The organism is Catenovulum sp. 2E275 (genome assembly GCF_025515275.1).
Lineage (GTDB): Bacteria > Pseudomonadota > Gammaproteobacteria > Enterobacterales > Alteromonadaceae > Catenovulum.
This window is the reverse complement of sequence record NZ_JAOPFU010000007.1, coordinates 1-22,094: the sequence shown is the minus strand read 5'-3', so window position 1 is coordinate 22,094 and position 22,094 is coordinate 1. Positions and strand designations below refer to the sequence as shown.

Annotated in this window: 18 protein-coding genes and 1 tRNA gene; 8 read left to right on the top strand and 11 right to left on the bottom strand. The window is 37.4% G+C overall.

Going from position 1 to position 22,094, the window contains the following annotated elements; translation table 11 throughout:
* Nucleotides 1-160 precede the first annotated feature (160 nt).
* From rho to N7931_RS05820, 4 genes are all read left to right on the top strand, one after another.
* Nucleotides 161-1,423 carry a transcription termination factor Rho gene (rho, locus tag N7931_RS05835; protein WP_262792607.1) on the top strand — a complete coding sequence of 421 codons (1,263 nt, stop codon included), beginning with the start codon at nucleotides 161-163 and terminating at the stop codon, nucleotides 1,421-1,423.
* Between the two features lie 152 nt (nucleotides 1,424-1,575).
* Nucleotides 1,576-1,652: transfer RNA gene (locus N7931_RS05830), tRNA-Arg, on the top strand.
* A 257-nt stretch (nucleotides 1,653-1,909) separates the two neighbouring features.
* Nucleotides 1,910-2,875 carry an ABC transporter substrate binding protein gene (locus N7931_RS05825; RefSeq protein WP_262792605.1) on the top strand — a complete coding sequence of 322 codons (966 nt, stop codon included), beginning with the start codon at nucleotides 1,910-1,912 and terminating at the stop codon, nucleotides 2,873-2,875.
* A gap of 5 nt (nucleotides 2,876-2,880) precedes the next feature.
* Entirely contained in the window at nucleotides 2,881-4,431 is a 1,551-nt protein-coding gene (locus tag N7931_RS05820) for a sensor histidine kinase (RefSeq protein ID WP_262792604.1), read from the top strand.
* Here the strand turns inward: N7931_RS05820 and N7931_RS05815 are convergent.
* The 5 genes from N7931_RS05815 to N7931_RS05795 form a co-directional block, all read right to left on the bottom strand.
* Nucleotides 4,415-5,224, bottom strand: coding sequence for a hypothetical protein (locus N7931_RS05815; protein WP_262792603.1), 810 nt, complete (start codon nucleotides 5,222-5,224; stop codon nucleotides 4,415-4,417). The genes N7931_RS05820 and N7931_RS05815 overlap by 17 nt on opposite strands.
* A 17-nt stretch (nucleotides 5,225-5,241) precedes the next feature.
* Nucleotides 5,242-6,096 carry a citrate/2-methylcitrate synthase gene (locus N7931_RS05810; RefSeq protein WP_262792601.1) on the bottom strand — a complete coding sequence of 285 codons (855 nt, stop codon included), beginning with the start codon at nucleotides 6,094-6,096 and terminating at the stop codon, nucleotides 5,242-5,244.
* Nucleotides 6,096-8,201 carry a TonB-dependent receptor plug domain-containing protein gene (locus N7931_RS05805; RefSeq protein ID WP_262792599.1) on the bottom strand — a complete coding sequence of 702 codons (2,106 nt, stop codon included), beginning with the start codon at nucleotides 8,199-8,201 and terminating at the stop codon, nucleotides 6,096-6,098. The genes N7931_RS05810 and N7931_RS05805 overlap by 1 nt, the downstream gene beginning before the upstream one ends.
* 157 nt (nucleotides 8,202-8,358) lie before the next feature.
* The gene (locus tag N7931_RS05800) at nucleotides 8,359-10,134 is read right to left on the bottom strand and encodes a thiamine pyrophosphate-binding protein (protein WP_262792598.1); all 1,776 of its coding nucleotides are present in this window, start codon (nucleotides 10,132-10,134) and stop codon (nucleotides 8,359-8,361) included.
* Between the two features lie 36 nt (nucleotides 10,135-10,170).
* Entirely contained in the window at nucleotides 10,171-12,660 is a 2,490-nt protein-coding gene (locus N7931_RS05795; protein WP_262792596.1) for a GGDEF domain-containing response regulator, read from the bottom strand.
* A gap of 264 nt (nucleotides 12,661-12,924) precedes the next feature.
* Between N7931_RS05795 and N7931_RS05790 the strand changes: the two genes are divergently transcribed.
* The 3 genes from N7931_RS05790 to N7931_RS05780 all read left to right on the top strand — a co-directional run bounded on the left by N7931_RS05790 (nucleotide 12,925) and on the right by N7931_RS05780 (nucleotide 15,463).
* Entirely contained in the window at nucleotides 12,925-13,626 is a 702-nt protein-coding gene (locus N7931_RS05790; protein ID WP_262792595.1) for a hypothetical protein, read from the top strand.
* 114 nt (nucleotides 13,627-13,740) lie between these two features.
* Entirely contained in the window at nucleotides 13,741-14,850 is a 1,110-nt protein-coding gene (locus tag N7931_RS05785) for a sensor histidine kinase (RefSeq protein ID WP_262792593.1), read from the top strand.
* Nucleotides 14,851-14,860: 10 nt separating this feature from the next.
* Nucleotides 14,861-15,463 carry a DNA-binding response regulator gene (locus tag N7931_RS05780; RefSeq protein WP_262792592.1) on the top strand — a complete coding sequence of 201 codons (603 nt, stop codon included), beginning with the start codon at nucleotides 14,861-14,863 and terminating at the stop codon, nucleotides 15,461-15,463.
* A 201-nt stretch (nucleotides 15,464-15,664) separates the two neighbouring features.
* Here the strand turns inward: N7931_RS05780 and cyoE are convergent, their stop codons facing one another.
* The 6 genes from cyoE to N7931_RS05750 form a co-directional block, all read right to left on the bottom strand.
* Entirely contained in the window at nucleotides 15,665-16,552 is an 888-nt protein-coding gene (gene cyoE, locus N7931_RS05775) for a heme o synthase (protein ID WP_262792590.1), read from the bottom strand.
* Between the two features lie 29 nt (nucleotides 16,553-16,581).
* Nucleotides 16,582-16,941, bottom strand: a complete 360-nt coding sequence (gene cyoD / locus N7931_RS05770) for a cytochrome o ubiquinol oxidase subunit IV (protein WP_262792588.1) — start codon at nucleotides 16,939-16,941, stop codon at nucleotides 16,582-16,584.
* A complete protein-coding gene (cyoC, locus tag N7931_RS05765; protein ID WP_262792586.1) occupies nucleotides 16,941-17,570 on the bottom strand; it encodes a cytochrome o ubiquinol oxidase subunit III in 630 nt (209 codons plus the stop codon). The genes cyoD and cyoC overlap by 1 nt, the downstream gene beginning before the upstream one ends.
* Nucleotides 17,567-19,561, bottom strand: a complete 1,995-nt coding sequence (gene cyoB / locus N7931_RS05760) for a cytochrome o ubiquinol oxidase subunit I (RefSeq protein ID WP_262792584.1) — start codon at nucleotides 19,559-19,561, stop codon at nucleotides 17,567-17,569. Before cyoB ends, cyoC begins: the two co-directional genes overlap by 4 nt.
* A gap of 2 nt (nucleotides 19,562-19,563) precedes the next feature.
* Complete coding sequence (gene cyoA, locus N7931_RS05755) at nucleotides 19,564-20,478, bottom strand: ubiquinol oxidase subunit II (protein ID WP_262792582.1); 915 nt, start codon at nucleotides 20,476-20,478, stop codon at nucleotides 19,564-19,566.
* Between the two features lie 317 nt (nucleotides 20,479-20,795).
* A complete protein-coding gene (locus N7931_RS05750; RefSeq protein WP_262792581.1) occupies nucleotides 20,796-21,221 on the bottom strand; it encodes a hypothetical protein in 426 nt (141 codons plus the stop codon).
* Nucleotides 21,222-21,419: 198 nt separating this feature from the next.
* Here N7931_RS05750 and N7931_RS05745 point away from each other — a divergent pair, with 198 nt between their 5' ends.
* The gene (locus N7931_RS05745) at nucleotides 21,420-22,013 is read left to right on the top strand and encodes a hypothetical protein (RefSeq protein WP_262792580.1); all 594 of its coding nucleotides are present in this window, start codon (nucleotides 21,420-21,422) and stop codon (nucleotides 22,011-22,013) included.
* The last annotated feature ends 81 nt before the right edge of the window (nucleotides 22,014-22,094 follow it).

The window sequence follows — 22,094 nt, the reverse complement described above, 5'->3', positions numbered from 1 at the left end:
GAGCTTCTTTTTTCTGGATCTATTTTCCTTTAAGTGCTAACTTATCATACAGTTGTTTTGGGAATACTCCCAACTTCCCGAAAACTCCATTAAAACTTTAATCAAATCATTTATGTACTTGTACTGTTTCAGCCAGTCTCTGAGATAAGAACCCACCAATATGAATTTAACGGAACTCAAAAACAAACCCATTAACGAGCTTGTTCAACTTGCAGAGTCTATGGGACTCGACAACATGGCGCGTTTGCGCAAACAAGATATTATTTTTGCAATTTTAAAGAAACACGCTAAAAGTGGTGAAGACATTTTTGGTGATGGTGTCTTAGAGATTTTGCAAGATGGTTTTGGTTTCTTACGATCTGCTGATTCGTCGTTTTTGGCGGGGCCTGACGATATTTATGTCTCTCCTTCGCAAATTCGCCGATTCAACTTACGCACAGGCGATTCTATTGCCGGTAAAATTCGTCCACCAAAAGAAGGTGAGCGTTATTTTGCATTATTAAAAATTAACGAAGTTAACTTTGATAAGCCAGAAAACTCGCGTAATAAGATTTTATTTGAAAACTTAACCCCGCTACATGCTAATGAAAGATTACGCATGGAACGAGGCAACGGCAGTACCGAAGATATTACTGCCCGTGTATTAGATTTAGCCTCGCCAATTGGTAAAGGTCAGCGTGGTTTAGTGGTTGCACCGCCTAAAGCAGGTAAAACCATGTTACTGCAAAATATTGCACAGGCAATTGCAGCTAACCACCCAGAGTGCCAGTTAATGGTATTGTTAATTGACGAGCGACCTGAAGAAGTAACAGAAATGCAGCGTTTGGTTAAAGGCGAAGTCGTTGCCTCTACTTTTGATGAACCAGCCAGCCGCCACGTACAAGTTGCTGAAATGGTGATTGAAAAAGCTAAACGTTTGGTTGAGCATAAAAAAGACGTTGTCATTTTATTAGACTCAATTACTCGTTTAGCGCGTGCATACAACACTGTTATTCCATCATCAGGTAAAGTATTAACCGGTGGTGTTGACGCACACGCACTGCACAAACCGAAGCGCTTCTTTGGTGCTGCACGTAATGTTGAAGAAGGCGGCAGCTTAACTATTATTGCAACTGCATTAATTGATACCGGCTCTAAAATGGATGAAGTGATCTACGAAGAGTTTAAAGGTACAGGTAATATGGAAATTCACTTAAACCGTAAAATTGCGGAAAAACGTGTATTCCCAGCCATTGACTTCAATCGTTCAGGCACGCGTCGTGAAGAACTGTTAACCAGTCAAGATGAACTACAAAAAATGTGGATCTTACGCAAAATAGTTCATGAAATGACAGAAACAGATGCGATGGAATTTTTAATTGATAAATTATCAATGACAAAAACCAACGATGAATTTTTTGATGCAATGAGACGTCAAAAGTAATTTGCCGATATAAAAATTTAAAAGCGATTAAGTCTGAGATTTAATCGCTTTATTTTTAAGCAGTTAACCGCTTATTTTCAAAAAAAGCTGGAAACTTAGCAGATTATAGATAGAATCAGCTTCAGTTAACTTATTCGAGTTAACCTCAAAATGCGCCCGTAGCTCAGCTGGATAGAGTAGGTGGCTTCGAACCACTTGGTCGGGAGTTCGAATCTCTCCGGGCGCGCCATTTCTTATTTTTAAATTTGTGTCTTAAATCTCTATTGCAAGCTCATTAGCTATATTTTCAATATATTTATTATTAAGGCTCTATTCTTGAAAGCTTGTATTAACACATGGATAATTAAGGTCTAACTATATCTACATTTTATGCCTTGTATTGTAGTGATTAAATGCTATTTTTATTGGTATCTTGTATGTGTTTTAAAGACTTTAATATAATGAAAAATAAAAAAATAATATCTAATTTGGTTAAATAGTGTAGTTTTGAATTATTTAACTTTCCTTCCTTGGGTTTTTACAAGCTATATGTTTCGCGTTAATTTGTGGCTTAGTCTATTTAAATGGTTTGTGATTTTTATATCCAATACATTTTTATTGTTTAGCTTGCAACTAAAAGCCGATGAATTAACAGTTGTATACCCTGTTGTAAAACCTCCTTACGATGAAATCTTTAATCAAATTAGAGATGGTATTGCAGAGGGGTTTCCTGGCCAAATCTCAGAACTAAAATTAGCTAATAAATTTGAAACGGAGTTCGTTAAAAAACAAATTAAAACTCATAAAGTAATTGCTTTAGGTAAAGGTGGTTGGATTGTTGCTAAGCAGATAAATCAAAGCAAGTCTGTTGTGGTTGGTGCATTGCCGATCCAACCTGATGAACTTTCCGGTATTAGTTTAGTTGCTTCGCCTAAAAGTCTATTTTCTTCTCTTAAGAGCTTAGCTCCAACAGTAAAAAAAATTATTGTTTTATACAGCTCGTCCTCTTCTTGGAACGTTGAGCAAGCCAAAAATGATGCTATTCAAATGGAATATCAGTTAGAAGCTATTCGCGTGAATAATATTCAAGAAGCTGTTCAAGCATACGATAATCTATTTTCAGTTACAAATTTAGCAGATACAGCTATTTGGTTACCGTTAGATCCCATTACTGCAAATGATAAGATTATTGTTCCTATTATTTTAGAAAAAGCTTGGAGTCATAAAGTTGTTGTATTTTCAAGTAAGCCAAACCATGCTCGCCGAGGTGCATTGTTTGCTGCTGTACCAGATAATAAATTTATTGGAATGGAGTTAGTAAACTTACTAAATCAACTAGATGTGCAACAAAAGCCAATTGTTAAACCGATGAAGGTAATTAAGCTTGCTGTTAATCTAAGGACAGCGGCTCATCTTGGTTTAAATTATAGTAATAAACAAAAGGCTAATTTTGCTTTTACATTTCCTGAATAGTTATTTTGAAAACATTTGTTTATGTTATGAATTCTCAATTAAGTATTAAAAGCCAAGCTACAGCAATCGTGGTTACTGGGATTATTTTGATGATGGTGATCTTAAGTATTGTCACAACAAAAGCGGTTAATCAGCAGTCTAGGCAACTGATGCTTAAAAATGCGTATCAAATTACACAGGGGTTAGCTAATCAAAGTATTTACCCAATATTGTCAGGTTCTAAAGAAAATGCTCAGTCAGCAATGGAGCAAGTTCTAGGATTCCAATCAGTATTAGCCGCTCGTATTATACTTGGAGATGGTCAAAGTAACTTCATTTTTGGTGGATCCTTTGATTTTCCAATACAAGCGGCAGTGTCGAACTTGGAGAACGCTCAAATTACTTTTGAAACGAATCAATTTTGGCTGATTTCTTCTCCAGTTTTTTTGAATACAAATAATGGGGAAGAAAATGAATCTCAGATAGATTATTTAAATGCTACTCACCAAGAAGAGATTATTGGTTATGCGCAGGTTATATATAGTAAACAAAATTTGGTTGAAGCTCAAAACAGAATCACATTCACGATTAGTTTGATTGGCATTGTGTCGGGCGCAGCGCTTTCCGTTTTGCTTTATATTGCGCTAGTTAGGCTATTCAGCCCATTAGATCGGCTAGCAAAAGCAATGGCTCACGCTCAAAAAACATCAGAGCATACTTATGCTGACGAAACTGGAGCTAAAGAAGTTCGTAATATGGCTCACTCTTATAATAATATGATGAGGGTATTAGCTGAGCATGAAGAACAATTAAGATCGCATAAAGATATTTTAGAAAAAGAAGTTGAGCTGAGAACTCGAGAATTAACTCAGGCAAGAGACTCAGCTTTAACTGCTAGTCGGCATAAAACAGAATTTATGGCCAACATGAGCCATGAGCTAAGAACTCCTATCCAGTCTATTTTAGGGTATGGGGAGCTAATTAATGAATCATTAATGCTAGATGAAAATTTTGAACTGCTGGACGATATGGACAAGATCACTAAAAATGCAGAACGATTATTAGCAATGATTAACTCACTTTTGGATCTTGCGAAAATAGAGGCTGGCAAGCTAGATTTGCAATTGATTGAACTAAATATAGATAGAATTGTTGCAGATATTAAAGATGTTATACCGCCACTCGCAGCAAAAAATAAAAATAGGCTAGTCATTAATTCTCAAGTTAAAAACTTTAAGTTTTTTGCTGATAAAGATAAGTTGGAGCAGGTGCTGATAAACTTGTTAAGTAATGCTTGTAAATTTACTGAAAATGGTGAAGTCAGTTTAGTTATTTCTAAATCAGCACAATATTTAATTTTTAAAATCACAGATACAGGGATTGGTTTAAGTGAAGAACAGCAAAGTTATATTTTTGAAGAATTTCGTCAAGTCGATGGCGGGCAAAATCGAAAATTTAGTGGTACGGGTTTAGGGTTAGCTATTTCCAAAAAGTTTGTTGAATTAATGGGTGGACAAATTCAACTAAAAAGTAAACTAGGTGAAGGTTCTTGTTTCTCTGTTATTCTACCTTTCTGATAGGTGTTCCAATATATTCTATATCTGAACATTTCATTGGTAAAAATGAATTTGGAGAGTGGGGAATTTGATCTCGGTAGCAAGCAATGGCCCCACTTATTACTGAAAAAGAATTAATTTTATAGCCATCTTCGGGACTAAATCCTTGGTCGAGTAAAAAAGCTGAAGCATAGCCACCACAGTTGATCGACAGCTTATAATGAGTAAATAAATATTTGCTGAGTAATTTAGCAAATTTAAGATATTCACCTTCAACAATGAATAATGCTTTTTGGATTTGTGCAAAAGGCTTTAGGCGTTCATCTTCTCTATCGATAGGACGTGCAAAGCCGACGATGATAGGTTTACCATTTTTGAATTTGGCTTGAGCAATAATTTTTTCAAATGAAAAACCGGATTTAAATTGATTAAATGCTTGTTTCTGAAAAGACATACTGACCTTTCTGGCATGGCTACCACCATAACCGCGGGAATCTGCCGCTAAAATCGAGGCGGCTGCCGCTGCGACTACACTAGAATGAGTATCTGCGGAATAGGATGCTATTTGATTGCACCAAATACGGCTATCGGGGTAACTCAAGCCCATAAAACAAACTTCTATCCAATCGGCTATATTTTTATCAACTAATTTTCCAGTTGCATTTAAGATATGCAACTGCATATAAGATACATTTCCCATTAATTCATGTATTAAAGAGTAGCCTTCAATTGTTACATCTTTGCCACCTTGCCAGTGTCCAACATTACTGTGAATAGTTTGATTTCGTTTATCCCAAAAGTCTGAGTTTGCCATATTTTGTATTCTTTAGGTTATAGTTTTGATGGATATATGTGCTGTTCATCTGTAAGCATGGGCATTGCTGTTATTGGTTTGTGGGTTTGCTCTACTCCTTGAGCAAAAATACCAGGTGCGCAGATGAGTTGAAATAAACCAATACTTTCCCTGGCTGGTATACCTAGCTGACAAAAAACAGCTGCCGCTAATCCGGTTTTTAATAATCCTTGGTTTTGCTTATTGAGCAACAATGAAAATTGTTTAACCCATTGCAAAATAGTGTTTTTCTCAGGGGGTTGTGTAAAGTAAGGCTCAAATACTATTTGACTCAGGGCTAAGCAGTGTTCGTCACATCCACCATATTGATTACCAAAACCTGGTGCGAGATGAATTTCGCCTTCATTTTTGGTTAAATCTGTCTGGCTTAGAATTGATTCGATAACAGATTCAGGACAAGATTCGACATGATGATAAATAAAATTAACTGACTCAGAAACTTCTAAAGCCCCATTTTTCTGACCTCCTAAAACGGATAAGCCAATTGGTAATAAATGTTCAGGGTTAGTTTTGCTTACGCCGGCTACCATAGCTGATTTTACTGCAGGATGTCTTGGCCCTAAATTAATCAAAGCTATCATTAATCTTTCTAATAACTGGCTATCCTTCAGTGTAGGTAACTCACCTGTAAATAATAAAATTAATGTATCAATAAAGCTTTTTTGTTTAATTAAATCGGTTAGTTCATAACCATGTAAGTAATGTTTTTGACTAATATACGGATTTTTATCTGATGCAGTTTCTAACAATATACTTGTCTGCGTTTTACCTGCATAAACAAAATCTTGAGTATGGGGTAAATCATTATTTTGGGGGGAGGTATTTTTAGTCATTAGAACCTGTATCTTATTTCGCCAAATAAAGTCCGTCCCGGGAGAGGCAAATCGTTGGGTAAATAGACTACTTCCTTTCGATTTAAGGAAGGCTCTCTTGCGTCGACATTAAAAATGTTTTTGCTAATAAGAGCAAGCTCTATAGGGATATTTACTGGTGACCATCTTAAAGCCAAGTCTGTCAGCAAATAGTCATCGATATCTTTTCTAGAATCGGATAGTGCTCGTTGACGATCTTGAATTATATTATTTCTGATATTCAAATGTAGGCTTTCTGAAAGGTTCAACTCTGTTTGAATAAACCACTGATGTGCTGGAACATATAAAACTTTTTGATTTGTTAAATCGTTTTTAGCATCAGAATAAGCGTAATTTATTGAGATATTTAATATATCGTTATATTTCCAGTTAAGTTCAAGTTCCGCACCTTGGGCACTTTGTTTCCCATAGTTTTGTGAGGTGAGTATATTTTCTTCGTCATTGTCTGGAATTAGAATTATTATCTCATCCCAGTTATATTGATAAAAACTTACTATTGCACTCATACTATTTGCTGGATGGTAATCAAAAACAAGTTCTGTAGTTTCAATTGTTTCAGGATTTAAATTAGGGTTGCCTAATTGAGATGGGTTATTGATATTTCCTAGCTCTGAAAATGATGGGGCCCTAAATGCTTTTCCATATAGAAGTTTAGTAGATAAATTGAGTGATGTAGACCAGACAAGAGCAAGCCTAGGGTTAGTTGTTGAACCAAAATCTGAATATTGATCGTAGCGTATACCTGTAGTTAATTCCCAGTCATTAGTAAAATTCCACACATCTTGAATAAATAAATATGTATTATCCCGTGCTCTTTCTTTCAAAAAAATATAGTCAGTATCTGAGACATCCTGCAGGGGGGACCCGGGTGGAATATTTTCGCCATTTGCACCAAAAGAAAAGTTTTTGGTTTCTTTAGTTTTGTATAAATCAGCATTATGGTAACCCATACCAAATCTAATTTTATGTGTACTCCATCCAGAATAGAGAGCATTAAAATTTAAACGTTTATGGCGTTCAAATACTTCAGGGTTACCAATTAATCCATCAGGATAGGAATTAGCATAACCTGATGGATAAATAATATAATCTTTTTCTACTTCCTGTGTTGTATCAAAATAGCTGGCTTTTATTTGATACTCAAAATTAGGTGTTAATTGTTTATCATATGAGATATCAAAATTCCAACGGGTGCTACTTTGTCGGCTGCTTGGATCTAAAGCTTCAGCTAAACCTATCCCTATCCCACGTAAACGTTTTTGTATGCCCGCTCTGATAGTTAAATCATGATAGTTGAGTTCGCCTCTATAATCATAGTTTTCGGTATAGCGGCTAACTTGGCCGGGTGCATTTGAAACCGAAGTGCCATGTGCTATATCATTTAAGGTTTGCCTGTCAGCTGTTATTATTTTGTCCGAGCCATCTGTTTTATGGTATTCAAAAATACTAGCATATTTAAAATTGCCACTATGGCCAGCCAAAGTTAACCAAACATCGTGAGTATCAAACGTCCCGGCTCTGTAAGCAACTTGGTTATCCGCTATATCATCTGCATTTTTAGTAATAATATTGATTACTCCGGCAAAAGCGTCTGCGCCATAAATAGCCGAACCGGGGCCTCTCATTACTTCAATTCGAGCGATTGCTTCAACTGGCATCCCACCCCATACTTGGTTACGGTTTCCTGTGAAACTATTCGTAATAGGGGTGCCATTAATCATCATTAGAGCTTGCCCATTATTTGAAGAATAGATCCCTCTGAATGAATAAATTGGGTTATAGCCGATAGCATTTCGGGATATATGCAAGCCAGGAACTGTCTCCAGCACATCATCAATATCCGTTGCGCCCATATTTTTTATCTGTTCAGCAGTAAAAACAGTTGCAACAGCAGGTGCTTTATATATTTGAGTTTTTATACCGGTTGCAATTTCAACCATTTGCTCACTACCGTAAAAGTCATCAAAAAAATCTGCAGATTCATCTATGGTATCGTTGTAAACATCAGCGTACGTATTGGGGAGTAGTAACAGCAAAGTAGCGGTAGTAAGTAGTTTGAATTTCATTGTTGTTCCTATAGTTATTATTTTTATAAATTAATAGGCAATTTAATACCTAATACCAGCTCATTTTTTGAATTGTGTCAGGTTTAAAGTAAGTATAGCCATTTAAGGTAAACACACTGAAATTATTTTCAAACCGTTGAATATCAAACTAATAAAGTTATTGGGATGATGTTAAAAAAACGGTATCTTGATTTAAGCTTTTTACTCTATCCATCATCGGAGGTATTTCATCTTTATCTATTCTAATGTCCAGCAGCGTTGGTTTAGTATCTGAAAATAATTTGGGTAAATCGAGTTCATTTAATTGTGTTGGTGATTCAATGATATAACCATTGGCTCCTTGTGCTTTAGCGAGCTCTGAAAAATTAACAAAATTAAGGTCCCAACCGATCGATTCTGCTTGACTCATTTTTTGGCCAAATTTTACCATTCCATATGCGGCATCATTTAATACAATAAATAAAACAGGGAGTTTGTATTGTACTGCTACGCCAATTTCATGCGAGCTCATTTGATAAGCACCGTCCCCTACGATGCATACATGGGGGGCATTTTTCTGTGCTATTGCGGATCCTATAACTGCTCCGATTGACCAAGCCATACTACCAAAACCCATCGCTACTCGATAAGTTCCAGTATTGGATGGCGTTATAAGGTAGTGTGTAGCCCAAGCCCATGCGTTACCAGCATCGATAAAGAAACGTGTGGAATCAGGCATTTTAGTCGATAAAAATCCCATCAGGCGTTGGGGTTTTATTGGTGTATCATTACTTAGTGTTTTTTCTTCTTCGAGTAAACTGGTAAATCCTCCTAGGGCATTTTTATGACATTCAAATTCAACTCCTTGCCAGGTTCTTTTCCAGCTATATTGAGATATTTTATTGAGTAAGCGGTTAGTTATTCCGGCTAAATTACCACAAACATGTAATTTAGCCATTGGTGTGCGACTAAAGCTTTCTGCAGATGTATCTATATGAATGAGTTTCTCATTTAAGATATCTTGTGGTAAACCACCTATACCTGTTTCTGTAATACTTGCTCCAAATACTAGAATAAGTTGTATGTTAGGGTTTTTGAACAAATCTTTTGCAGATTGATGGCCGGCGTAGCCATATACGCCACGGTATAAAGGGTGCTTTTCGTTTACCCACCTTTTCCCCATAGGTCCAGATGCGAAGGGGGCGTTGAGTACCTCTGCCAGCATTTCAATTTGTTCATAGGCATGCTCACAGTTATGCCCAACAAAAAGGACAATATTGTCTGCGCTTAGTACTTGATTTATAAGCTGTTCAACAGCAAATATATCTTCAAATGAAGTTTGGCTCGTTAGATAATTTAAATGAATATTGGGTGACTCTTGCTTATAAGGTAAACGCAAAATATCAGATGGAATACTTAAATGGACGGGGGCTTTAGGGGCTTGCATTGCATTCATTAAGGCAGATATTAATTTACTTTCTAATTGTTGTTCATGAGAAATCAGGGTGTTAAATTTTGTACAGCTCCTAAATATGCTAACAGTGTCAATCGCAGTTTCGCTTGAGTCTTGCAATGCATGTTTACCAAATTTTGGCAGGGCTGTTTGAGCCGTTATTACTAACATTGGGCTTTTATCAACAGAAGCTGATGCAACACCTGTAATTAAATTCGTTGCCCCTGGGCCTGTTGTTGAGCACACAACGCCTAATCTACCTGTTTCTCTATAGTATCCATCAGCCATAAAAGCGGCAGCACATTCATGGCGAGCAATGATTATTTTAGGGCCTCCATTTCTTGCCGAACGAGCTAATGCATTAAAAAGAGGTTCAATTGCACCACCTGGCACACCAAAGATATATTCAACGTTCAATTGGCGTAAATATTCAAGAATCAGATCTGCATAATCAGAGATAATTAATTGTTTATCATTTACTTGAGTATTTGAATCACCCACTGTTTACCTCTTATTATTTTTATAAATAGGAATAGGTTAAATATTTTCTTTTTCAGCTAATTGGTCAATTAAAGCTTTTATATCCATTGGTTTAGCAATATAAAAACCTTGTGCGTAGTGAACCCCTATCCGGCGTAGCTTATTTAAAATTTCTGCGTTTTCTACAAACTCAGCAACTGTTTTTTTATTAAGTGCTACGGCAGTGTCATGAATGGCTTTAACTAAGGTTGCATCAATAGGGTCATGCTCCATATCTTTTACAAATGAGCCATCGATCTTGACGCTTTGTGCCGGAAGTTGTTTTAAATAGGTGAATGTACTAAAGCCTGTGCCAAAATCATCAATAGAAAAGCTGCAACCTAGTTGGTTAAGCTTGTTAACAATCCTTTGAGTTCCTGTAATATTAGAAAGGCTAGCACTTTCCGTTAATTCAAAAATAATACGTGATGGTTCAATTTGGTAATACGTTAATTTTTCTTCCACATACTCTAGAAATTTATCGTCAGTAAATGCTTGGGCGGATAAGTTAATTGCGACACATTTTAATTCTGGATATTGCTTCATCATATAAATGGTTTTACCCACCACATGTCTGTCTAGTAAATCCATATCCTTCGCTTTTTCTAAAGGCGGAATAAATTGACCAGGGTATACAATTTGATTATCGATTATTAATCTGACCAAAGCTTCGAAATAAGCAATTCGGTTAGTTTTTAAATCTAGCACAGGTTGGAAATGCATAATAAGCTGGTCTGCAATTAATGCCGATTGCACTTTTTGTACCCAGTCAAAGCTTTGCTTTAAGGCATCTGTAATTTGGTCATTATCTTGAAAAACATGAACTCGATTTCTACCTTTTTCTTTTGCTGCATACATAGCAATATCTGCGCGTTGTAAATATAAATCGCTATCAGGGAATTGTCCGTTTATATCTGCTATACCTATACTACAACTGACTTTATAAATCTTATCTTCAAACTGAAAGCTTGTATTTGCTATTGCGTTACAAAATTGGTTTGCGATACTTTCAGCTTCCATCAAGGATGTATCTGCTAGTAATAAGGCAAACTCATCTCCCCCAATCCGGCATAAAATGTCTTTGCTGGTGACACTTTCGGCTAATAATTTTCCTATTTCTTTTAAAACTAAATCACCTTGATTATGCCCTTGAGTGTCATTAATTACCTTAAAATGGTCTAAATCGATATAAAGTAATGGAAAGCTTTGTTTAGAGTGGAATGCAATATTGGATACTTTTTTTAATTCGTTATCAAAATAATAACGGTTATGTAAACCAGTCAGGGTATCATGAAGTGCTAAATGCTTTAGGTTATCTTCTGCTTTTTTCCTAATACTAATATCATCAATAGAGCCAGCGATACCTGCCAGTTTATTATTTTCGTCATAGTATGGCGCTAAGTTAATCTCACACCAAAAATGTACATGGTGTTTGTGCTTAAGTTTTAACTCTATAGAATTATTGTTGGTTTGTTTATTTAATAACGATTGAATACTTTCTTCTATGTATGAGATTAAGTGGGAATGACTTTTATCTATAAAATCAACGAAATATTTCCCAATAGATTCAGAAACTAAAAAGCCTGTTTTACTTTGCCAAGCGTTATTTAAAAAACTAATTCGGCCTGTCGGTGTTAGCTCCATCACAATACTGGTTAAATTATCCAATACTCGGTAATGTGTTTTGGCAAGCGAATCGTACTTTTGTTGTTCTGCTTTAAGCGCATTTGAATTAGCTAAAAATTGTTGGTTTGAAATTAAAAAATCTTCTCGCTTGGCTGCAATATCACAAACTTTTCTCAGTTGTTCTGCTTTAAATGGCTTTTGAATATAATCTGCTGCACCTTTTACCAATACTAACTCTGCCAAGTCAGCAGTTCCATGAGCAGTCATAATTATGACGACTTGCTTTGGATTAATTTTTATTATTTCGTCTAAAACCTGTTCACCGGATAAACCTGGTAATTGAATGTCTAATAAAACGATATCATAGGTTTTATGTCGATAGGCATCTAATCCAACTAACCCATCTTCAGCAATATTAACGGTAAATCTATGTTGAAGAATTCGTTTAATCAAGTTAGCTGTATCTTGGGTATCTTCAATGACTAAAATGCTAGGGCATACTAAAAGGTTTGCTTTGTCTATATTAACTAAGTCAACAATAGAATTTATGAGTGGTAATTCATGAAAAGAAATAACTTTATTAATATCAAATAGCTGAGCTGTTGTTTCTGCCAAGCGGCCGCTATGGTTTTCTGTGACTAATAAAATAGGAACATCGGCATCAGTTGCTAAAATCCCAGTTCTTACAAACCGAGAGAGGCGCCAACCATCAATTTCTCCAATTTCTACTTCAGTAATTATAAAGTCTACATATTTGGATTTTAGAAATGAAATACCATCAACACTACTAGATGTTGAAATAACTTGATGCCCTTTTTCCTCTAGTAAATCTTGGGTTTTAAATCTAGCTATTTCATCTTTTAAAATAATTAATATGATCAAAAGCTAACCAACTTTCTGTTTTATTTGTTATTGTGGTCTGAGTTTAGTAGTAAGTGAGTTGAATAATCAACCTTTGAACTCAAGTTAATGAAAAATTAATTAGACCAAGCATAACACCTTGTAATAAAAGATAATATTATATGTCTAATTCTACTGAAGGGATTTTATATGACATTTGTCACCTGAAACTGATGACAAATGACTCTAAAAACAAAGCTTGAAGAGGTTAATAATACGTCTGTCATTCACAAACAGGAGACAGACATGACAACTTTTAAATCTTGCATTAAACCTATTATTTTTTCTGCTGTTTTATGTTCTAACTTAGTAGTAGCTGGTCAGGCTGAGGTGCAAAAAATTGAAGACGCTACAGCTACAGTAAATGTCGGCCAATTGCAAAAAATGGTCAATACTTTAACTGGATATGACTTAGCTTTAGCTCAATATCGTTTGGCATTAAGTGCCAATGTGACCGGACAGACTGAACTAGCCAACAATACAATTGAGCAGGCAATCAATACGCTTGAAGCGTTAGATAAAAAGTCACCTGACAATGTAGAAATTAAAGCTTTATTGGCTCAGGTTTATGGATACAAAATATCAATAGAGCCACAAAAAGCCGCTTATTATGGCCCTAAAGCCGGAGAAAAATTAGCACAGGCACAAGCACTTGCTCCCGATAATCCAAGGGTTTTATTGGTACAGGGGATTAGCAAATATACAACACCAGTTATGTTTGGTGGTGATATTAATGCCGCATTGAGTTTGTTTGAGCGTGCGGCGCAAGCGTATGCCAGTGAGCAAAACTTAACTTATCAGTGGGGTTATGCCGAAGCTTATACATGGCAAGGGTTGGTTAATCAGCAGTTGGGAAATACCGAACAAGCTAAACAAAACTGGCAACAGGCACTCGCGGTAGATGCCGACTATGGCTGGGCAAAAAGTTTACTAGGGCAGGCTGAGTAGTTAAAGCCGGTATTTATTTTCAGACCAGTCTCAGCAGAAATAGCTGGTAGCAGTGATACCGGCTGTTTCCTGTGTCCTCTTTTTATAATTAAGAGAATAATTAAGAGCACAACTATGATGCAAATTCAAAAATTAGTTGCCATTAGCAGCTCGGTTGCCAATACCACTGGCGCTAAATGGGGATATTTTTCGTTAATATTTTCACTGTTTTATTTTATTAGCTTAGTGGCTAATTTTGGGCAATATACAACAGCACAAGTGATTTTGGCTTGTGTGAATTATGCTCTATTTATTGGGTTGTATATTTTAGCGATTTACCAAAAAGGCTACACAGTGGCTTATCCTATTATTGGGATTATTGTGTTATCTACTGCCACCGCCTATTTTCATCCCGGAGCAAATGCATTATTTGGTTATGCCGCGTTTTTAGCTGGTTATTATTTTAGAATTAGCGCTGCCTTATTATTACTTGGCCTAAATTTAGCTGGGCAAGTCATTAGCGTGTATTGGTTTGACTTATATAGTCCGTTTTATCTGGCAACGTCGGCTGTTGTCACTTTGGGTTTGATGGTTTTTGGCGTTTTTAGCCAAAAAGAGCATCTTCATCAAGCTGAGCAAGACAAAAAAAATGAGCAGATCGAGCAGTTATCTACCATTGCAGAACGCGAACGAATTGCCCGTGATATGCACGACTTATTAGGGCACTCTTTATCTTCGCTGGCACTTAAATCTGAATTGGCAAAAAAGTTAATTGAAAAATCTCAATATTCAGAGGCACATAAAGAAATTGCAGAAGTAGCGGAATTAGCCAGACAAAGTTTATCTGAGGTGCGCCATGCGGTAAGCGGATTAAAACAACAAGGTTTACAGGCTCATTTAACTCAGTTAACCACACGGCTAAATCAATTAGGATTTAAAACTCAATTAACGCTGGATATAACCGAGTTATCAGCCAAACTTGAATCTAGTTTGATCATGCTGTGTCGTGAATGGATCACCAATATTTTAAGGCATAGTAATGGTAATCAGGTATTGATTGAGCTTATTCAGACAGAAGATAAGGTTAAGTTAACAATTACTGATAACGGCACAGTTAAACAAATCATTGCCGGAAATGGCATTGAAGGAATGAAAACCAGAGCCGAGCAATTAAATGGCGAGTTAAACATTCAGTTTAAACAAGGCGTGCAGCTATTGGTGAATTTGCCGCATACGCATAAATAAACAAGGACTGATGATGAATATTATAGTGGTGGAAGATCAGGCATTAGTATTGGGCGCAATTTGTAGCTTATTGTCGCTAGAAGTTAATATTCAAGTCATTGGGCAGGCGCAAAATGGCGAACAAGCGCTTGAGTTACTTAACAAAACACAGCCCGATATTATTTTAACCGATATTGAAATGCCCAAAATGTCTGGTTTAGAGCTAGCACAAATTGTTCAGCAAACATACCCACAAATAAAAGTAGCGATTATGACCACTTTTTCAAAATCGGGTTATATCAAACGAGCACTGGACTTAGGAGTGAAAGCTTTTATTTTAAAAGAAGCGCCAACGGATTATTTAGTGAGTGCACTGATAAAAATTTCACAGGGTGGAAGGGTAATAGATCCCGAACTGGCCTTAATGGCTTTAGATGATCATAACCCGCTATCAGATAAAGAAAGCAAAGCAATTAAACTGGCATCTGAAGGATTAAAAACTGCCGAAATAGCCGACAAACTGTATTTATCGCAAGGAACAGTACGTAACTATTTATCAGACGCGATTGCAAAATTAAACGCGGTTAACCGAGTTGATGCAGCCCGGATCGCTAAACAAAAAGGTTGGATTTAACATGGGTTATTATGCTGATTGCCATTTAGCAAATCGTAACAACATAAAATTGATAGGTTAAAAATAAAAATCCGGTGCAGGCAGGCACCGGATTTTGGTTTCATTTACTTTATTGGCTTTTTATAACTTTAATTTAATTTTTTGAACTTGTTTTTGCTGTTGCGACCTCCTTAGTTACGGTTAATGTTTATCGTGTGTGTTTTATCCCGTCATCGCTAACAGCGTAGACGGAGTGGTGTGGTAATCGACAGCCATCGCAATGCAAAGTGCGGTAATGTTTACAATTGAAAATGCAAATACTTTGCGTGCCCAACCTGTAATTTCAATATCTTGACGGTAGCCTTTTAATGCCATCATCAACCACCAAAAGCTGGTGGTACAGGCAACAGCCATAAACGCTGCGCCGGTATAACCATTGAGTGGTAATAGCATGACTACCAAGGCATAAATTGCGATATATAAAACAATCTGTTGTTTGGCTTTATTAATCCCTTTTACGACAGGTAAAACGGGAATGTTGGCAGCTTTATAATCCTGATAACGGAAGATAGCGATGGCGTATGAGTGAGGCATTTGCCATAAGCTAAACATTATCAGCAATATGAGTGCGCCCATATCAAATTGTGCGGTGACAGCGCAGTAACCGACAACAGGTGGAACAGCACCAGAAAAGCTGCCAACAAAAGTGCCATAAACGGAGTGGCGTTTCATATACAAGCTATAAACGCCGACATAAATAAAATAGCCAAAAGCGGCAAAAAATACGGTGATCGGATTAGTGTAAATTGCGAGCAGGGTAAAACCTGCTACGCCTAATACAATGCCGTGAGCAAAAGCTGCTAGCCCAGACATTTCGCCGGTTACTGTCACTCTGCTGCGGGTTCGCTGCATGGCTGCGTCAATATCTCTGTCGATTAAATTGTTAATCGCACAGCCAGATGCAACCACCAAAGATAAACCAATTACGGTAGCCAGCATTAGGCTAATATCTATATTTCCGCGAGCGGCGAGTAAAAACCCCCCAATAACAGAAATTAAATTACCAAATATAATGCCGGGTTTAGTCACAGATAAATAACGGCGAAACATAGGGTAGCTCCTACAAACAACTAAAGCTTTTAATACATCATCATGGCGTTGGATTCATAAATAATCCAAACCGATAATCCAACAACCATCACTATGATCAATGCGCTAAATAAAAACGACATTGAGCTGGCTTTGCCATCTTCAGTCACAAAGTTAAGGTGCAGAAAATATTTTAAATGCACCCAAATTTGTACTATGGCTAGCGTTACTATGGTCCAAAGTGTTGTGGTTTTTGAAAAATCCCCCGTCATAACCACATAAAATGGAATAACAGTTAAAATCACAGATAAGGCAAAGCCGATTAAATACGACTTTACGCTGCCATGAGCTTGCTCATGGTGATGATCTGAATGAAGCTGCTCGATAATTTTGGATTCACTGTGGCTCATTACATAGCTCCCATTAAATAAACAACGGTAAATACACAAATCCAGACCACGTCTAAAAAATGCCAGAATAAGCTCAGACAATTTAAGCGAGTCGTGGTTTGGCTGGTTAGCCCGCGGCGGCTGACTTCCAGCATCATGACCGTCATCCAGATTAAACCAGCGGTTACGTGCAACCCGTGCAGGCCAACCAATGAAAAGAATGAGGTTAAAAATGCGCTGCGCTGCGGGCCGTTGCCATGCTCAATTAAGTGATGAAACTCATAGACTTCCATCCCGATAAATACTGCACCTAATGCAAAAGTGACAACGAGCCAAAGTAAAGTCAGTGACTTTTTCTTCGCGTGCGCTGTGATCATCGCAAAACCAAAGGTGATACTACTTAATAACAGTGCGGCGGTTTCAACAGCCACAAAGTCCAGTTCAAATATTTCTTTACCGGATACACCGCCAGCGGTATTCATAAATAACACGGCATAGGTGGCAAAAAACGAGGCAAACAATAAGCAGTCGGTCATTAAATATAACCAGAAACCAAATACTGTATTACCGCCTGAATCATGATGCTCATGTGCGTGATCGTGCGTATCATCAATTTTTATGGCATCAAAGTTAGTTGCGATTGAGTTCATGCGCTTGCCTCCTGAGCTGCTCTGGCTTGGTTAATATGGGCTTGTTCAATAGCCGTAATTTCATCTGGTTGAACGTAATAATCCACATCGTTGCAATAACAGCGTTTGATAAAGAAAGTAATCGCGGCGATAAAACCTAATCCTGCCAGCCACCAGATATGCCAGATCATCGCAAAACAAAATAGCGTTAAACTCATACCCATTAACACGCCGGTTGGGGTATTTTTGGGCATGTGAATTGGGCTATAGCTTTGCTCAGTTTGATAAGCTTTGCCTTGTTCTTTAAAGTCTGTCCAAGTATCAATATCTCGAACCTGCGGAATTTTGGCAAAGTTGTAATATTGAGGAGGTGACGCAGTTGACCACTCAAGCGTATGACCATTCCAAGGATCGCCGGTGGTATCAGCTAAAGCTTTGCGGTTTTTAAAACTGACAAATAACTGAATTAACTGCGAAAGAATGCCGAACATAATAATAACCGCACCGCCACAAGCTATGTATAGCCAGATATTCCAGTCAGGATTATCGGTGTGATTTAAACGGCGGGTCATGCCAAGGAAACCTAAAACATATAACGGGACAAACGCAAAAATAAAGCCGATTAACCAGCACCAGAAAGAGGCTTTACCCCAGCGCTCATCTAACTTAAAGCCCATTGCTTTCGGGAACCAGAAAACAAAACCAGCTAAATAACCAAATACTGCACCACCAATAATCGTATTGTGAAAATGCGCAATTAAAAATAAGCTGTTATGCAGCACATAGTCTGCGCCCGGAATAGCTAATAATACCCCTGTCATACCGCCAATAGTGAAAGTCACCATAAAGCCTAAAGTCCATAAAATAGGGGTACTAATACGTAGACGGCCGCGATAAATGGTAAATAACCAGTTAAACAGTTTAACCCCGGTTGGTACCGCAATAACCATGGTCATCACACCAAAAAATGCATTTACATTGGCGCTTGAACCCATAGTAAAAAAGTGATGCAGCCAAACAATAAAACCCAGAATTGAAATTGCACCGCTGGCATAAACCATCGATTTATAGCCAAATAATCGTTTACCGGCAAAGGTGGAAACTACTTCAGAGAAAATCCCGAAAGCAGGTAAAATTAAAATATAAACTTCTGGATGTCCCCAAGCCCAAAACAGGTTGATGTACATCATGGCGTTGCCGCCTGCGGCATTGGTAAAAAAGTGGAATCCTAAATATCTGTCGAGCGTTAACATAGCTAACACCGCAGTTAAAATTGGAAATGAGGCAGCAATTAAGATATTGGCCCAAGTACAAGTCCAAGTGAAAATTGGCATTTTCATTAAGGTCATACCGGGCGCACGCATTTTAAATACAGTCACTAAAAAGTTTACGCCGGTTAACAGTGTGCCAAGTCCGGATATTTGCAGTGCCCAAATATAATAATCGACCCCCACGCCGGGACTGTATGCCAACTCAGACAATGGCGGATACGCAACCCAACCGGTTTTAGCAAACTCGCCGACAAATAAAGACACATTAATTAAAATAGCGCCGCCAGCGGTTAACCAAAAACTTAAATTATTTAAAAAAGGAAAGGCAACATCACGCGCGCCAATTTGCAGTGGCAATACAATGTTCATCAAACCAATCATAAATGGCATTGCCATAAAAATAATCATGATGACACCATGCGCGGTGAAAATCTGGTCGTAATGTTCTGGTGGTAAATAGCCAGCTGCACCATTGGTTGCCGCGGCTAATTGGGTTCGCATCATAATTGCGTCTGAAAAACCACGCAGCAGCATGATCAACGCAACAATAATATACATAACGCCTAAGCGTTTATGGTCGATAGAGGTAATCCAGTCATTCCAGATAACCCCCCATTTTTTGTATTTAGTAATTAAGCCAGCCACAACCAAACCAGCTAAAACGACAGCAATAAAAGTACCAACCAAAATAGGTTCGTGAAACGGTATTGCGTCAAGAGTTAATTTTCCTAACAACGACATGATTATTCCTCGTGTTCACTGTGTAACTGATTGGCAGAATGCTGATGCATAGCCTGATGTGGCTTGTCCATATCGTCATGAGCTTGCATATACTTCATCACAATTGAATGGAATAACCCCGGCTCAACATCGCCATAATAAGTAACAGGATGATCTTCTGACGGCTCAGCAAGTGTTTGATAACTCGCTTTATTTAATAAGGTTTTTTCGGCTTTAACCTGAGCAACCCAAGTATCAAAGTCGGCTTCGCTTTGAGTCGCAATCGCTTTAAATTCCATTCCGGTAAACCCTGCACCACTATAGTTTGCAGAAAAACCGTCATAACTACCGGCTTCGTTTGCAATCAAATGTAATTTGGTTTCCATTCCGGCCATTGAATAAATTTGGCTGCCAAGTTGTGGAATAAAAAAGGAGTTCATTGTGCTTTCAGAAGTGATTTTATACTGCACAGGCACATTAGCCGGAAAAACAAGCTCATTAACCGTTGCAATGCCTTGCTCTGGATAAATAAATAACCATTTCCAGTTAAGTGAAACAACTTCAACTACCAAATGCTCCCCTTTACCTTCAAGCGGCTTATAAGGGTCGAGATCTTGAGTTGATTGCCAAGTAATAACCCCCAAAACTGCCACAATAATAATTGGAATAATCCAAACAATAGTTTCAATTTTGGTTGAGTGAGCCCACTTAGGTGCATAAATTTCATCTGTTCTGCTGTCTCGGTATTTCCAAGCGAAATACAAAGTCATCACAATGACGGGAATAACAACCAGCAGCATAAGTACAGTAGCGATGATAATTAAATTTTTCTCATCTATACCTATCTGCCCTTTGGGATCGAGTATGCCACCGCTACAGCCAGACAAAGTCAAAGCCATAGCAGCTAAAGCAAGTTTGCAAAGGTTACGAATTAACAAGGGACTATCCTAAAACCTAGAGTTAATAATTGCTGCTTTGCTGATTAAAAGCACAAAAATCCTGATTAGCTGAGTGGACTCAGTTAAATTTAATCAAACATAAAGCAACGCTAGTGATCGGCTAAGCCGGAAGATCCCCAAGGTGACGTATACGGTTTATTCGATTTTTTAAATAGATAACTGAAATTTAAGCGAACAAAGCGTACAAGAAAGCTTGGGGCGAAAGGGTAGTTGTTTGATAATTAAAACGTTTATTGCAGCTCACACAGCTCAGTGCGCTAGTTATAAAAGAGAAATGCCAAACTGCAATTAAGTGTTTAGTTACAAACAACCAAAAAAGCAGGTGGAGCACGGCAACCGTGTGCATGGTGCACTGGTTGGTTAATTGGATTTTGACGAAACGTAAAAGCGGCTTTATTTAAAAATAAACCTAAGCGTTTTCTAAATACCAATACAAATGTAATGCAAATTAAGCCAAAAAATAACTGGCTGGCAAGGTTTGGATCGGCTAAAAATTCGGAATAATTGTAAAAAAGAGGATCGTAAAAAGATTGATCTAACAGGCCGGTTTCAAGACTGACTAAGCTATCCGCACCACCACTTAACATAATCAAAGAGTTAAGTAGCATGAGTTTTGCCATTAATAATACACCACGCTCGGCTTTATTTAAGCGTGCGCAAAATACTTGTTGGGCAAGGCCAATCAAGCTATTTTTGCTAAGCATAAATGGTGTATTCAACATCTTAAACCTATAAAATAATCGATAACTCAGTGTTAATTACAGCTTATCATTCACTAATAACAAACGATTGTTTAAACAAAGATTATTGAAGTTTCAATATTTACTGAAATTTCCAAATAAATTATATCAAAGAAACTAAACTGTTCAATATTTAATTAATCCAGATCAAAGAAATTGTATTATTTTTAGGCTAAGTGTATGTCAGATATAGAGTTAAATATTAAAATTGGATTGAGCGTACTGGCACTTTTATTAACTCTGTATGGTTTTATTCCGTACATAAAAGGCATTTTAAATAAAAGTATTACACCGCATGTATTCTCTTGGGTGATCTGGGGATTAACGACATTAATTATATTTTTTGCTCAAATGGATGCCGGAGGCGGAATTGGCGCATGGCCGATAGGTATCTCAGGCTGTATTACGATATTTATTGCGTTTTTGGCATACAAAAACAGAGCAGATGTGCAAATTACATTGCTTGACTGGAGTTTTTTTATAGCAGCACTGGCTGCTATTCCACTCTGGTATTTTTCGCAGCAACCTTTGTGGTCTGTTATCCTCTTAACCATTATTGACCTATTAGGTTTTGCTCCTACTATTCGTAAAGCATACCAGTACCCAGAGCAAGAAAGCATTTTCTTTTTTAGCTTGTTTTTAACCCGAAATTTATTAGTGATAGCAGCGCTGGAAAGCTACTCAGTAACAACAGTTTTGTTTCCATTGGCAGTTGCTATTGCATGTATTGGTTTGATTGCAATAATAATAGTGAGAAGAGCTAGGGTCTGTTGATCTTTTGAGTACAATTTTGCAGCAGTTTGTTTGGTATTTATCCAAGGCATAGCGATTGACGTGTAGTGAGCTACACAAATG